Consider the following 14,802-nt stretch of genomic DNA (forward strand, 5'->3'; position numbering starts at 1 on the left):
GTTTTTAGACGACAGCGATATGGAAAGAGCCAAGCTCATTCAAGTCGGGTCCGCCTTTGAGTGTTGATCCAGACCCTGGGGCGTTGCAAAGACAAGCTGAGGCTCGGATGAACGGGCCTGAAAATCAGGGCCGCATGACGCTGGCCGCGCGCTCGGCAAAAGGCATCGGATGTACGACCTCTTTTTTTTGCGCCACCGGCGCAAAACCGAGCTTTTGATAGAGCGGCAATGCCGCTGGATGATCGAGGGTGCAGGTCTGCACGGTCACCCGCTTTGGCCCGTGCGACCAGGCTGCGGCGATTGCCGCGCCGAGGAACCAGCGGCCGATGCCTTGCCCGGTCGCGTGCTCCATCATGCCGAAATAGGCGAGTTCCACTTCTTCCGGAAGATGCGGCTTGAGGTCGAAGAAGCCGGCCGGCGCACCGTCCAGATAAAGCACCCTGATGTCGCGGTCTTCACGGTGGATGCCCGCCGCAAGCTCCTCGTCGCTCAGCCTCAGCACATTGACCCAGTGCCATTTGCGGCCGACCCGATCCATCAAATAGCGGTAGAAATGCAGCGGAATGTCTTTGGTCTTGAGCAGCGCGATCTGGCGGTTGTACGGAAGCGGCGGCGAATAGGCAGGCGGCACGTGCATTTCGAGAAACGTCACGGTGACGTCGATGTCTTCCAGCGCTCCGTTTTCCATCACCGTCTGTCCTTGCCCGTCACGACGGGCGTGTCGGAAAGGCCGCCCCATTCGGTCCATGAACCGTCATAAAGCCTGTTGTCGGCATGGCCAAGCGTCTCCAAAGCTAGCGTGACGGCTGCCGCGGTGACGCCCGACCCGCAGGAGGTGACGACCGGCTTCGACAGGTCGATGCCGGCTCCTTCGATCACTTTGCGTAGCCTGTCCTTCGGCAACAATTCGCCGTTTTCCGAAAGCGCCGAAAACGGCACGTTGTGCGCGCCCGGCATATGGCCGGAGCGGATGCCGGGGCGCGGCTCCGGCTCGGTGCCGGCAAAACGGCCAGGCGAGCGCGCGTCGGCGATCTGGCTCTCCCCCGTCTCGACGATCCGGCGCATGTCGGCAAGGCTGGCGACGCGGGCGGCATCGAAGTTGGCATAAAACACGCAAGGCGCGATCTTCGTCGGCTCCGCCGTCACCGGCCGTCCGGCGGCGTTCCAATGATCGAAGCCGCCGTCGAGTATATAGACCTGGAACACGCCCATGACGCGAAACAACCACCAGGCGCGCGGTGCAGAAAAGAACCCTGGCCCGTCGTAGACAACAATCGTGTCATCGGCCGAAATACCCATCGCGCCGACATATTGCGCGAAATGCTGCGGCGACGGCAGCGTGTGCGGCAGAGCCGCGTCGGGGTCCGAAACCGCATCCTGGTCGAGGAAGCGGGCGCCTGGAATATGCGCTGCGTCATACTCGGCTCGCGCGTCACGCTTTTGCGCCGGCAGATACCAGGACGCGTCGACGATCGTCAGGCCAGGCTCGCCGAGCCGCTTCTGCAACCAATCGGCATCGATGGTGAAAGGACTGTCGTCGGCCATCTTTTCTCTCCTGTCCCGCCTGTCGCAGTCCTATATCAGGCTGGCGGCATGGGACCAAAGCGAATGCGGAAGCGCCGGTTCTCGCGGCCCTTCTTCTCGATCTTGCCGATATGGATCTCGCCGATTTCGCTGGTGCTCTTTACATGAGTGCCGCCGCAAGGCTGGCTGTCGATCGAAGCGTTCTCGCCGATGCAGACCAATCGGATCTTTCCCGTGCCAGCCGGGGGCCGCACATTCTTGGATTTCACCAAGCCCGGATTGGATGCCAGTTCCTCGTCGGAAATGAGCCGGGTGAAGATCGGGTGGTCGGCTCGCACAAGCTCCATCAGTCTGGCCGTCACGTCTTCCTTGGTAAAGCCGGCGTCCGGGATGTCGAAATCGATACGGCTGTCGTCCTCGGAAACCGCGGCGCCGGTGATCGGGAACGGACAGACGACGGTAAGCAGGTGGCAGGCAGAATGCATGCGCGTCAGCAACTGCCGCCGCGGCCAGTCGATGGCGAGCCTCATGCGCTCGCCCACCTTTGGAACTGTCTGCTCCGGCGCCGGCACATGGATGATCTCGTCCTTGGTTTCGCCGGTGATCGTAGCGGCAATCGCTATGCCGGTGCCGTCGGCGCGTTCGAGGCTGCCGGTGTCGCCAGGCTGCCCGCCCGATGTGGCGTAAAACACCGTCCGGTCCAGAATGATGCCGCCGCGATCGTTGACTGCGACGACGGTGGCGTCGGCCGTCCCCAGATAGGCGTCGTCACGAAACAGCGCTTCGGTCTTGTGCGCCATCATGCAACCCTTTCGAACGGTACCGAAATCGTGGTCCGTTGCTCCATCCAGCCCGGCACCGGCAGCTTCTTTTCGCGCAGGAATTCAGGATTGAACAGCTTCGACTGGTAGCGCGTGCCGTAGTCGCAAAGCATGGTCACGATGGTGTGGCCGGGGCCTAGCTCGCGCGCCAGGCGAATGGCGCCGGCAATGTTGATGCCCGTCGAACCGCCAACGCAAAGCCCCTCCTCCTGGATCAGGTCGAATACGATCGGCAGTGCGTCCTCGTCGGGGATCTGGAAGGCAAAATCGGGTGTAAAGCCTTGGAGGTTGGCGGTGATCCGCCCCTGCCCGATGCCTTCGGTGATCGAACTGCCCTCGGATTTCAGCTCGCCGCTGGTGTAGAAGGAATAGAGCGCTGCCCCCAGCGGATCGGCCAGCGCGATCTTGACCTGGTTGTTTTTGGCCTTCAGCCCGAAACCGACGCCTGCCAGAGTGCCGCCGGAACCGACCGCCGACACGAAACCATCCACCTTGCCGGCAGTCTGGTTCCAGATTTCTTCGGCCGTGGTGCGGATATGGCCGTCACGGTTGGCGACATTGTCGAACTGGTTGGCCCAGATCGCGCCGTTCGGCTCGGTCTTCGCCATCTGCTCGGCCAGCCGGCCCGACAGCTTCACGTAGTTGTTCGGGTTCTTGTAAGGCACGGCGGGCACTTCGATCAGCTCGGCGCCGAGCAGTTTGATCGTATCCTTCTTCTCCTGGCTCTGGGTGTCGGGAATGACGATCACCGTGCGATAGCCGAGCGCCTTGGCAACCAGTGTCAATCCGATGCCGGTATTTCCGGCCGTCCCCTCGACGATGACGCCGCCGGGCCGCAGCAACCCGCGCTGCTCCGCATCGCGGATGATAAACAGGCCGGCGCGGTCCTTAACCGACTGCCCGGGATTCATGAATTCGGCCTTGCCCAGGATCTCGCAGCCGGTTGCTTCCGAGGCCTTGTTGAGGCGGATCAGGGGCGTGTTGCCGATCACGTCGATCACAGAACGGGGCATGGAGATTCCTTTGTGGGTGCGGCGAAACCCTAGAAACCCGAAGCTTCGGTTTCAAGGCAAGAATTTGCCTGGTCCAGTCGCATTTCGCACACTGCAATTCCTGCAGCCAGGAGCGCCCGGCCGGTATTCATTTCAACCATGTACCGAAAAGCACTCTTTTCATTCGATTTCTTCACCGGTAGAGCACAGGCTAAGAAGAGCCGGCGGGGCGCAACATGACACTCTATCGGGCCAATCCGAAGCATGGCGTCGCCTGGATTACGGGCGGCAGCAGCGGTATCGGCCGTTCGCTGGCCAAGGATCTTGCCGCTCAGGGCTATGTCGTCGCGGTGACTGCGCCCGATGACCATCCGATCGATACGCTCATCGTCGAAACGGCGCAGATGGCGGGCCGTGTTGCAGCCTATCCTTGCGACGTGACCGACGAAAAACGCATGGCGAAGACGGTTGCAGCGATCGAGAAAGATCTCGGTCCGATCGTGTTGGCAGTGTTCAACGCTGGAAGCTATATCGCAACGCCGGGCGAGGATCTTGTGGCGCGCAATTTCCGTCGGTCTTTCGAAGTCAATTATTTCGGCATCATCAATGGCCTGCTGCCGGTCATCGAACGCATGCGCGTGCGCTCGCGCGGCCATGTCGTGCTGATCGGTTCGGTTACCGCCTATTTCGGCTGGCCCACCACCGCCGCCTATGGCGGCACCAAGGCGGCAGTCAATATCCTGGCCGAGTCGCTGAAATACGATTTCGACAAGATGAACGTCCGCATCCAGGTGATTAATCCGGGCTTTGTCGACACGCGGCTGACCGAAAAGAACTTCCTGCCGATGCCGGGCTTGATGCCGGTCAATCTGGCCTCGCGCCGCATCGCGCAAGGCATCGAATACGGCGGCTTCGAAGTCACTTTCCCACGCCGCCTGAGTTGGACGCTGAAGCTGCTCAGGATGCTGCCGAGGCCGTTCTGCCGATGGGTGATCAGCACGGTCACCCGCTGGAATGCGCGGCCGCTGAATTTCGACCGCAAGCCACCGGTCGAATAGGATCGGTGACGGGGCGACGGATCGTGTTTGCAGGTCGCTGGGGCGCCACGTCATTGCCGGCGACGCGCTGTCGCCATCGACCACGGCTTTCCTCGCGCAGCGGATCGTCGTGTGGGTCGAGGCGGTGGTGAAGTGAACCAAAGGCCTCAAGCAAGAGGGCGACCGGAGCATCGCTCCGGTCGCCCTTTTCAATCGTGAATGACCAAGCCATGCTTGGCCGACCGCAACACGGTCAGATTATGCGGCCCGCGCTGCTGGCCGCTTGCCGCCGAAGCGGCGCTTGTTGTTGCCCTTGAAGGGCTTGGCGCCTTCCGGCTTGCGCTCGCCCGCAAAGGCCGGCTTGTCGCCGAACCGCTTCTTGCCGAAGCCGTTGTTTGCGCCGCCGGGCCGCCTGCCGTCGCGGCGGCCATTGTGGTCGTTGCGATCATTGGCCGGTTCGAAGCTGCGCTCGTTCTTCTCGGCAGGATTGCGCTGCGGATCGGGGCTGCCGAGATGGTCGGCAACGATCGGCAGCTTGGTGCGGATGATGCGCTCGACCTGGCGCAGCTTGCTGTTTTCGGATGGGTCGCAGAGCGTGATGGCGATGCCGTCCATGCCGTTGCGGCCAGTGCGGCCGATGCGGTGGACATAGCTCTCTGCCTCGTCCGGCAGGTCGAAATTCACCACATGGCTGATGCCGGGCACGTCGATGCCGCGTGCCGCAATGTCGGTCGCCACGAGAATGCGCACCGAACCCTCACGGAAATCGTTGAGCGCCTTCTGACGGGCATTCTGCGACTTGTTGCCGTGGATGACGGCGGCCTTGAAGCCGTCGCGCTCGAGATCCTTGGTCACCCTGTCGGCGCCATGCTTGGTGCGCGAGAAGATGATGACCGACTTCATCGCCTCATCGGCAAGCATGTTGGCCAGCACCTGGCGCTTCTGCTTGGTGCGGGCAAAGACGACACCCTGTACGATCTCGGCGGCCGCGGTGCTGTGAGGAGCGACTTCGACGCGAATTGGGTTCTTCAGCAGGCCTTTCGCCAGTTCGGCGATTTCGGCCGGCATGGTTGCCGAGAACAGCACCGTCTGACGGTCCGGCGCCGTCGCCCTGGCGATGCGCTTGACGTCGTTGATGAAGCCCATGTCGAGCATGCGGTCGCCTTCGTCGAGCACCAGCCATTTGGTGTCGGCAAGCACGAGATCGCCTTCACGCACCAGGTCTGTCAACCGGCCGGGGGTTGCGATCAGGATGTCGACGCCAGGGGCAACCTTCTTCACCTGGCTGAAGCGCGAGACGCCGCCAAGCACCAGCGCGGTCGAGACATGCGCGCCCTTGGCGAGCAGTTTGATCATCTCCTCGATCTGCACCGCGAGTTCGCGCGTCGGCGCGAGGATCAGTGCGCGGGCCGTCTTCGGCCGGCGCTTGGTGCCAAGTGCGATGATCTTCGACAGGATCGGCAGCGCGAAAGCCGCGGTCTTGCCTGAGCCGGTCTGGGCGATGCCGAAAATGTCGCGGCCTTCGAGCTGCGGCGGGATCGCCTGGGCCTGGATCGGCTTCGGATCGGTAAAGCCGGCGGCATTGGTGGCCTTGAGCAGTGCGCCGGTAATTCCAAGTGCGGCGAAACCGTTCAGTTCCCCAGTGTCCTTACCGGTCAAAGTGTTTTCATTGGTCAAAATATTCTTCTTTCATGCGGCTCCTGGCCGCAAACATCAATGGCGGCAGGGCGCAACCTGCCGTCGAAAATTGTCATGAAACGACAAGGCGGGCGGACGCTGTCGTCCGCACGGCTGCGCTGTCGTGCCCGCAGGCATCATGCCACGGGGCTTTTTCGCCACCTTGCCGATATGCCGGGAAGAGGGAAAACAGACGCAACCAGTCTCATTCGTCGAGAAGGCCGGATTATCCCGGCCCAAGCGCCTATGCCGCCGCATATGGCCCAGTTCGCATCGAAATGCAAGGGGCCTGATGCTGCAGCGCAGCAAAGCCATGAGGAAGCGGCGCTTGCGCTCTCTCGCGGGCATGATTACCACAATCCAGCTTTCCGTTTCGGAGACCGGTCATGAAGGACGTGCTGAAGGAACTCGAGCGCCGCCGCGAGATCGCCCGCATGGGCGGCGGCCAGGCCCGCATCGACGCTCAGCACAAGAAGGGCAAGCTCACCGCGCGCGAACGCATCGACGTCTTTCTCGACGAGGGCTCGTTCGAGGAGTTCGACATGTATGTCGAGCATCGCTCGACCGATTTCGGCATGGAGAAGACCAAGATCGCCGGCGACGGCGTCGTCACCGGCTGGGGCACCGTCAACGGCCGCCCGGTCTATGTCTTCGCCAAAGATTTTACCGTGTTCGGCGGCTCGCTGTCCGAGGCCCACGCCGAAAAGGTGGTCAAGGTGCAGGAGATGGCGCTGCGCAACCGCGCGCCGATCATCGGCCTCTACGACGCCGGCGGCGCCCGCATCCAGGAAGGCGTGGCAGCCCTCGGCGGCTATGCCGAGATCTTCCAGCGCAATGTGCTGGCGTCCGGCGTCATCCCGCAGATTTCACTGATCATGGGCCCTTGCGCCGGCGGCGACGTCTATTCGCCGGCGATGACCGACTTCATCTTCATGGTCCGCGATACCTCCTACATGTTCGTCACCGGGCCGGATGTGGTGAAGACCGTCACCAACGAGACGGTGACCGCCGAAAGCCTCGGCGGCGCCTCCGTCCACACGACGAAGTCCTCTATCGCCGACGGAGCCTACGACAATGACGTCGAGGCGCTGCTGCAGATGCGCCGGCTGGTCGATCTTTTGCCCGCCTCCAACACGGCGGAAATTCCCGAGATCGAATGCTACCAGTCGGTCACCGATCACGATCTGTCGCTCGACCGGCTGATCCCCGACAATGCCAACAAACCCTACGACATCAAAGAGTTGATCCTTAAAGTTGCCGACGAGGGTGACTTCTTCGAAATCCAGCAGAATTTTGCGAAAAACATCGTCACCGGCTTCGGCCGTATCGAGGGCCGCACCGTCGGCTTCGTCGCTAACCAGCCGATGGTGCTGGCCGGCGTGCTCGATTCGGATGCCAGCCGCAAGGCGGCGCGTTTCGTGCGCTTCTGCGACTGCTTCTCGATCCCGATCGTCACCTTCGTCGACGTGCCGGGCTTCCTGCCAGGCACCGCGCAGGAATATGGCGGGTTGATCAAGCACGGCGCCAAGCTTCTGTTCGCCTATGCCGAAGCGACCGTGCCGAAAATAACCGTCATCACCAGAAAGGCCTATGGCGGCGCCTATGACGTTATGGCGTCAAAGCATTTGCGCGGCGACATGAACTATGCCTGGCCAACGGCGCAGATTGCGGTGATGGGCGCCAGGGGCGCAGTCGAGATCATCTATCGCAAGGATATCGGCGACGCGAAGAAAATTGCAGCGCACACAAAAGCTTACGAGGATCGCTTCTTGTCACCCTTCGTTGCCGCCGAGCGTGGCTATGTCGACGAGGTGATCATGCCGCATTCGACCCGCCGCCGCATCGCCCGCGCGCTCAGGATGCTGCGCAACAAGGATATGCAAAACCCGTGGAAGAAACACGACAACATTCCGCTGTGAGGGCTAATGTCGGGCCTGGTCCTCTCCATGGGAGCGCGTTTCGGCAGGTTTGCCATCCTGCTCTTCGCTCTGCCGCTGTTTTGCCCAATACTCCTGTGGTTCTGGTTCGTCGATTCCTATCCGCTCGCTGTCATCGCGACTGGCGTTGTTGCAATCCCGGCCGCGATGCTGGCCATCGTTCTGTTGATTGGGACATTGTTCGCCGGTTTTCGACCCAGCAAGGTGGACGGGATTACTTGGGAATCAGCCCCGAAATTGTGGGCTGTCTGGGAGAGTATTGCCGGCAAACACCGCGCCAGCCGGACGACGATCGTGCTGAGCGACGATCTCAACGCTAGCATCGGTGAAGAGCGGCCGTTTCTGGGCCTGCTTGGTCGCAGGGCAATTCTCACCGTGGGCCTGCCGCTGCTCGCAGCGACCGACCAAAAGGGGTTTGCGGCGATCTTGGCCCATGAGGACGCCCATCTGAAAAACAAAGATACAAATGGCGGGCTCAATCTGGCCGAACTCGAAAAGAGCTTCGATCTAATCTTCGACTTCGCCCCACCGGGGAAAACCGTTTCGGGCAGCCTGTTCTACTGGATGCTTGGCCCGCTGTCGCGCACGCTGGAGCGCGAAGAAATACGGTTGTCGCGGCGGGCGGAAATTGACGCAGATCGTCATGCAGCGATGTCCGGCGATACATATGAAACGGCGCGCGCCTTGCTACTGATCGGTGCTGCCAGTGCGTTCTTCGATGACCAAGTGTATATTCCGCTTAAACGTGAACTGCTTGGCACCATGGTACCGCCTCGTCCACCACTTGAAAGAGTTCTGGCGGCCGCCAGTCACCTGTCGAGGCTTCCCATCCTGCAAGAATATGCGCAAAAGGCCTGGGACGCGCCAGATAACGAAAGCGCGGATCATCCGCCCTGGTCCGAACGTTTGACTGCTCTTGGATTTAGCTCGGCTCCAGAGATAGAACCAGTTCTGGTTTCCGCCTTGTCGAGCCTGCTGAGCGATGAGGTCGTCGCCGAACATGTCCGACATTTCGACGGCGAATGGACATCGAAGGTCGCCGACTATCTCGATCGATAGCTGCCCACCTGGAGCTACTGCGGCCAATGCCAGAGTCGGCGGCCTATTCCGCTTCCGCCGCTCCGAACCCGGCCCCCCTCGTCGCGCGGACAGCGCCCGACCATGGCGTGGCGTGATTGTCGATGCGCATCTGGAAGATAAAATAGGTCGGCGAGCAGAAGCCGATGCCCTTCATCTTGCCGATACCGGGTGTATCGGGCGGCAGCGACTGGCACATGTAATCCTCGCGGCAGAAATGGTCGGCCGAGCAGGCGGGACGATTGCCGCGATTGACGGCGCCGCCGAGGCACTGGTCGAAATTATTGGTCGCTACGCAGGTGTCGAATTTTTTGCCGCCGACCAGTCCGCAAATCTCGTTCGGCATCGGCTTGCCCGTTTTGAAAGCGGCAAAGCTGCGATCCTTGTCGTTGCAGCCGCGATAGGCGATGCCGGCTGGCACGCCGATCTTCGGCGGCCGGCAGGTGTAGCCGGTACGCGAAATGCCCGGCGCAAACGCCGCGAACTGGCCGGTGATGGTATAGCGGTCATTGAAAGGTTGCGCCGGGTTGCTGGCGATCGAGCCGGTCAGGCACGGATGGCCGGAGAATATGTTTTCGCTGTCCTTGGGCAACAGGCATTGCGCCAGCTTGGTGCGCACGCCTGACACGGTCGCCAGCTGCGTGCAGACCGTGCCGCCGCCGCATTGCCAGGTCGCGCCGAAGCGGGCAGCATCTTCCGGCATGAAGCACGGCATCGCCATTTCGGCCGGCGAATAGGCAATTTCGTCGGCATCGCTCCATGTCGCCGGCGGCGCGAAGGACAGCGGGCGGAAGCGGTTCGGTTCCTTGCCGTCGGCAGTCGCGTGCAGCCAGGCGACGCGGCGCGGGATGTCGGCGTGGAGATGCGGCGAGATGCCGACCTCGATGCGGTTGAGCGGCGAGGTCGTCTTGTCGTCAAGTCCAATAAAATGGAAGCCGGCGGTCGAGCCCGCCTGATGACAACCCTGGCAGGCGCCGTTTTCCAGTCGCTCGACCAGCGCCTCCGGCGTGCGCACCAACTTCAGCGCAGCGAAATCGACACTAGCGAAATCCGCGGGCTGGAACAGCGGCGTGAACGGGTGGTTGGCCTGCCTCGCACTGCCGAAGGTCGACCAAGAGATGACCTTCCTTGCCAGGAATTCGTCGGGGACCTGGTAGATGCCGAGATCGACCGCCGCGACATTGGTGCGGACATAGTCGGCAAGTCTCGCTTTCAGCGCAGCGTCTTCGGCGAGACGTGCCGTGTCGGGCGTGTTTTCCAGCGACTTTTCGCTGACAGCCGCTCCGTCGATGCCGAAAATTCGCATGAGATAGGCAGCCTGCCCGCCGAATTCGGTCTCCTGGCCGGACGGGAAGCGGACCACTTGCGCATTGAGCTCGAGCTGCTTGAAGGTGAGCGCCGTCCTTTCCAGCGGCCCGCCGATCAGCCAGCCGGCATCGACGCTCTCGTCGAGTTGTGGTGCCCAGCGTCCGGCGACGCCGACACAACCGCCATCGGCATCAGGCGCGACGTTGTAGACGGCACTGAAATTGGACGGCAGGCGCGAGGCCAAAACCTTGCCGTTCTTCTTGAAGCTGTAGGCGAGGCGATAGATGAAGCGCACTTCGCCGCAACTCCCGTCGCCTTGCAACGCGGCGAAGTCGCGCCGGTCGAGCCGGTTGACCACGCCGACGAGGCGGAAGCGTGCGGCCTCGGTCCTCAGCCAGCGCATGTCCATGACGCGGCCGACATTGCCGTCGGTCACCTCGTAAAGCGGCCGCCCGCCGGCCTTCATCTCGGCCCGCAATGCCGCGACGTCGCTTGCAACCGTTTCGACAATCGCGTGGTAGGCCGGAGACTTCTCATAAAGCGTCTTCAAATCGCCCTTGCCAGCGACGCCGAAAATGCCGGCGAAGCCAAAGCCTTTGCCGTCCAGGGCGGTGAGAACGGCCGGGTCGTCGATGATGGTCAGCGGAGCTTCGGCGCGCGCGGGCTGCGCCACGACTACGGCACTAACGACCGTAACGAGCAGCGCGAACAGGGGGTTCATTCGGCAGCCATCTCGCGACTTTCGATAAGCTCGCGCAGGACCGGCACCAGCGCCAGCGGCAGGTCCTCGGCAATCAGCCCCGGTCCGAAACGGCTGCCGGCCTCGGCATGGATCCAGACTGCCGCACAGGCCGCTTCGAAAGCCGGCATCCCTTGTGCCAGCAACGCGGCAATGATGCCCGACAGCACGTCGCCCGAACCGGCGGTGGCCAGCCAAGGCGCGCCATTGCCGTTGATCGCTGCACGGCTATTTGGTGCTGCGATCACCGTGTCGGCGCCTTTGTAGACAATGATGGCGTTGGCCCGTTCGGCTGCGGCGCGTGCCTTGGCGAGTTTGGACAGGTTCTTGTCCCCGGCGATGTCGGGAAAGAGCCTGGCAAACTCGCCGTCGTGCGGCGTCATCACCAGAGCCGGCGTATTCGGTCGACGGGCAGCTTCGAACAAGGCATCCGGTGCATCACGAAACGATGTCACGCCGTCGGCGTCGAGCACCAGCCCGTCGATCCCGCTGCCCTGCCCATTGGCGCTGCCGAGCACGGCCAGGACAAAGTCGCGCGTCTTTTCACCAATGCCAAATCCGGGGCCGAGCACGAAGGCGGATGGGCGGCGGCTATCGACGAATTCGCCCACATCCGCGACGGTGTCTAGCCTGCGCAGCATGATCGAGGTCAGATGCGCCGCGTTCACATGCATGGCGTTCGCCGGTGACAACAAGGTGACGGCCCCTGCCCCGCTCCTGGCCGCGGCAAGCGCCGACAGCCGCGCAGCACCCGTCGCCGACGGACCGCCGGAAAAGACGCCGACATGGCCGCGTTCATACTTATGGGCGTCGATGGCCGGAACCGGAAAGCGGCCAAGCCAGAGCGCCGGAATGTTCTCGAATGTTCGTGGTTCAAGCTGCGCAACAACACTGTCGCTTATGCCGATATCAGCGAGCACGATTTCGCCGCACAGCTCGCGCCCAGGTAAAAGAAGATGGCCTGGCTTTCTTCGCGCAAAGGTCACCGTGGTTCGGGCGCGGAAGGCCTGGCCGAGTACATTGCCGCTCTCACCGGAGACGCCCGACGGCAGATCGACCGCGACAACCGGCAAGTTCAGTTCCGCCGCAATCTCGATCGCCTTGGCGGCGTGGCCGGACAGCGGCTTGGACAGCCCCGCCCCGTAAAGGGCATCGACCACGATCGAGCCCGTCTCGGCAACGAAATCCGACAGCGGCCGAGTCTCGGCCGGACACTCCGAGGCAGCGACTGCCGCATCGCTGCCGGCCTGGGGCAAGCCGAACGCCCATATCGAGACAGCAGAGCCGCTGTCCTGAAGGATGCGGGCCACGACATAGCCGTCGCCGCCATTGTTGCCAGGGCCGCAAAGCACGTGGACGCGCGTTGCGTTCGGATAGCGCTTGAGCACCACGGCAGCAACCGCAGCGCCGGCATTGCGCATCAGGCCCATGCCGTCGAATGGACCGGCGGCAATCGCCAGCCGGTCGGCCTCGGCCATTTCGGACGGAGAAAGAAGTTCGTTGCTCATGCGGGCGACATGCACATCATCTGCCGAAGCATTGTCCAGTTTTTGATCCGACGCAAACTACGAAGGTTGTGAAGCACTCCGGCAATACCCGGAGCGACGAGTCGCAGGTCCGCATCTGCTCATGAAATGTCCGATATGCCCAATTTTTGTGCGGACTGCAGGACCAGCCTTGTATAGGCTCGCGGCGTTCATGGCGCATCCGACGCAGTGAATGACGCGAATGTACATTCCCGCGTAGCATGGTATCCAAATCATGTGGGCCCACTCGGCACCCCATCAATTGGCACAGTTCGTGCTTGATTGAGGCGCAAGCGGGGCTCACAACCCGTCTTTTTTGGCAGTGGAGGCCACTTTTTACATGAAAAAGATCGAAGCGATCATCAAGCCATTCAAGCTAGACGAAGTGAAGGAAGCGCTTCAGGAGGCCGGCCTGCAAGGCATCACCGTTACCGAGGCCAAAGGGTTTGGCCGCCAGAAGGGCCATACCGAGCTTTATCGCGGCGCCGAATATGTCGTCGACTTCCTGCCGAAGGTGAAAATCGAAGTCGTGCTCGGCGACGATGCGGTCGAAGCCGCGATCGAAGCCATCCGCAAGGCGGCCCAGACCGGCCGTATCGGCGACGGCAAGATCTTCGTCTCGAACATCGAGGAAGTGGTGCGCATCCGCACCGGCGAAACCGGCATGGACGCCGTCTGAGTTTTCCCGTTAAAAGGCCACGTTCAAAACGTCATCACATAGGGAAGCAGGGACATGACGACAGCCAAAGACATCATGAAGCAGATCAAGGACAACGACGTGAAGTTCGTTGATCTGCGCTTCACCGATCCGAAGGGCAAACTGCAGCACGTAACGATGGATGTCATCGAGGTCGAGGAAGACATGTTTGCCGATGGCGTCATGTTCGATGGTTCCTCGATCGCCGGCTGGAAGGCGATCAACGAGTCCGACATGGTGCTGATGCCCGATGCGGATACGGTGCATATGGACCCGTTCTTCGCCCAGTCGACCATGGTCATCCTGTGCGACATTCTCGATCCGATCTCGGGAGAATCCTACAACCGCGACCCGCGCGGCACCGCTAAAAAAGCCGAGGCCTACATGAAGGCCGAAGGCATCGGCGACCAGATCTTCGTCGGTCCTGAGGCTGAGTTCTTCGTGTTCGACGACGTCAAGTACAAGGCCGACCCCTACAACACCGGCTTCAGGCTGGATTCCACCGAATTGCCGTCCAATGACGACACCGACTACGAGACCGGCAATCTCGGTCACCGGCCGCGCATCAAGGGCGGCTATTTCCCGGTGCCGCCGATCGATTCGGCGCAGGACATGCGCTCGGAAATGCTCACCGTGCTCGCCGAAATGGGCGTGCGCGTCGAAAAGCACCACCACGAAGTGGCCGCCGCCCAGCACGAGCTCGGCATCAAGTTCGACACGCTGGTCCGGAACGCCGACAAGATGCTGATCTACAAATATGTCGTGCACCAGGTCGCCAACGCCTATGGCAAGACGGCCACTTTCATGCCGAAGCCGGTGTTCGGCGACAACGGCTCGGGCATGCATGTCCACCAGTCGATCTGGAAGGAAGGCAAGCCGACCTTCGCCGGCAACGAATATGCCGGCCTGTCGGAGAGCTGCCTGTTCTACATCGGTGGCATCATCAAGCATGCCAAGGCGATCAACGCCTTCACCAACCCGCTGACCAATTCCTACAAGCGCCTGGTGCCGGGCTATGAAGCGCCGGTGCTGCTCGCCTATTCGGCACGCAACCGCTCGGCCTCGTGCCGCATTCCGTTCGGCTCGTCGCCGAAATCCAAGCGCGTCGAGGTCCGCTTCCCCGATCCGGGCGCCAACCCCTATCTCGCCTTTGCCGCCATGCTGATGGCCGGCCTCGACGGCATCAAAAACAAGATCCACCCCGGCCAGCCGATGGACAAGGATCTCTACGACCTGCCGCCGAAGGAATTGAAGAAGATCCCGACCGTCTGCGGCTCGCTGCGCGAGGCACTGCAGAGCCTCGACAAGGACCGCGGCTTCCTGAAGGCCGGCGGCGTCTTCGACGACGACCAGATCGACAGCTACATCGAGCTCAAGATGGCCGAGGTGATGCGCTTCGAAATGACCCCGCATCCGGTCGAATACGACATGTATTATTCGGTCTGATTCAGATCGTTGCAGCCAACA

Annotated in this window: 12 protein-coding genes; 5 read left to right on the top strand and 7 right to left on the bottom strand. The window is 62.0% G+C overall.

Annotated elements, in window-relative coordinates; all coding sequences use genetic code 11:
• Positions 1–124 precede the first annotated feature (124 nt).
• Genes RQ479_RS06585 through RQ479_RS06600 form a run of 4 tightly spaced genes read right to left on the bottom strand, consistent with a single transcriptional unit; the run spans position 125 to position 3,358 of the window.
• Positions 125–688, bottom strand: coding sequence for a GNAT family N-acetyltransferase (locus RQ479_RS06585; protein WP_376704511.1), 564 nt, complete (start codon positions 686–688; stop codon positions 125–127).
• Positions 688–1,545, bottom strand: a complete 858-nt coding sequence (sseA, locus tag RQ479_RS06590) for a 3-mercaptopyruvate sulfurtransferase (protein WP_376704512.1) — start codon at positions 1,543–1,545, stop codon at positions 688–690. Before sseA ends, RQ479_RS06585 begins: the two co-directional genes overlap by 1 nt.
• Positions 1,546–1,580: 35 nt before the next feature.
• Positions 1,581–2,324 carry an alanyl-tRNA editing protein gene (locus RQ479_RS06595; protein WP_376705881.1) on the bottom strand — a complete coding sequence of 248 codons (744 nt, stop codon included), beginning with the start codon at positions 2,322–2,324 and terminating at the stop codon, positions 1,581–1,583.
• Positions 2,324–3,358: a cysteine synthase A gene (locus tag RQ479_RS06600; protein ID WP_376704513.1), complete on the bottom strand. Its 1,035-nt coding sequence runs from the start codon at positions 3,356–3,358 to the stop codon at positions 2,324–2,326. Before RQ479_RS06600 ends, RQ479_RS06595 begins: the two co-directional genes overlap by 1 nt.
• 215 nt (positions 3,359–3,573) lie before the next feature.
• On the opposite strand from RQ479_RS06600, the gene RQ479_RS06605 reads away from it, so the two are divergent.
• Complete coding sequence (locus tag RQ479_RS06605) at positions 3,574–4,395, top strand: SDR family oxidoreductase (RefSeq protein WP_292655373.1); 822 nt, start codon at positions 3,574–3,576, stop codon at positions 4,393–4,395.
• Between the two features lie 237 nt (positions 4,396–4,632).
• On the opposite strand, the gene RQ479_RS06610 is transcribed toward RQ479_RS06605, so the two are convergent.
• Positions 4,633–6,051 carry a DEAD/DEAH box helicase gene (locus RQ479_RS06610; protein WP_352721963.1) on the bottom strand — a complete coding sequence of 473 codons (1,419 nt, stop codon included), beginning with the start codon at positions 6,049–6,051 and terminating at the stop codon, positions 4,633–4,635.
• Between the two features lie 386 nt (positions 6,052–6,437).
• Between RQ479_RS06610 and RQ479_RS06615 the strand changes: the two genes are divergently transcribed.
• Together RQ479_RS06615 and RQ479_RS06620 are read left to right on the top strand one after the other, a co-directional pair.
• Positions 6,438–7,970 (top strand): acyl-CoA carboxylase subunit beta, encoded by a 1,533-nt coding sequence (locus RQ479_RS06615; RefSeq protein ID WP_376704514.1) that lies wholly within the window; start codon positions 6,438–6,440, stop codon positions 7,968–7,970.
• Between the two features lie 6 nt (positions 7,971–7,976).
• Positions 7,977–9,047, top strand: coding sequence for a M48 family metallopeptidase (locus tag RQ479_RS06620; protein ID WP_376704515.1), 1,071 nt, complete (start codon positions 7,977–7,979; stop codon positions 9,045–9,047).
• Between the two features lie 43 nt (positions 9,048–9,090).
• On the opposite strand, the gene RQ479_RS06625 is transcribed toward RQ479_RS06620, so the two are convergent.
• Complete coding sequence (locus RQ479_RS06625) at positions 9,091–11,094, bottom strand: hypothetical protein (protein WP_376704516.1); 2,004 nt, start codon at positions 11,092–11,094, stop codon at positions 9,091–9,093.
• Positions 11,091–12,620: an NAD(P)H-hydrate dehydratase gene (locus tag RQ479_RS06630; RefSeq protein WP_376704517.1), complete on the bottom strand. Its 1,530-nt coding sequence runs from the start codon at positions 12,618–12,620 to the stop codon at positions 11,091–11,093. The genes RQ479_RS06625 and RQ479_RS06630 overlap by 4 nt, the downstream gene beginning before the upstream one ends.
• A gap of 358 nt (positions 12,621–12,978) precedes the next feature.
• On the opposite strand from RQ479_RS06630, the gene RQ479_RS06635 reads away from it, so the two are divergent.
• Both RQ479_RS06635 and glnA read left to right on the top strand, forming a co-directional pair.
• Entirely contained in the window at positions 12,979–13,317 is a 339-nt protein-coding gene (locus RQ479_RS06635; RefSeq protein WP_019857988.1) for a P-II family nitrogen regulator, read from the top strand.
• A gap of 54 nt (positions 13,318–13,371) precedes the next feature.
• The gene (gene glnA / locus RQ479_RS06640; RefSeq protein ID WP_352689268.1) at positions 13,372–14,781 is read left to right on the top strand and encodes a type I glutamate--ammonia ligase; all 1,410 of its coding nucleotides are present in this window, start codon (positions 13,372–13,374) and stop codon (positions 14,779–14,781) included.
• Positions 14,782–14,802: the final 21 nt, after the last annotated feature.

Origin of the sequence: Mesorhizobium sp. ISC25 (assembly GCF_042295465.1) — a bacterium.
In the GTDB taxonomy this organism is placed as follows: domain Bacteria; phylum Pseudomonadota; class Alphaproteobacteria; order Rhizobiales; family Rhizobiaceae; genus Mesorhizobium.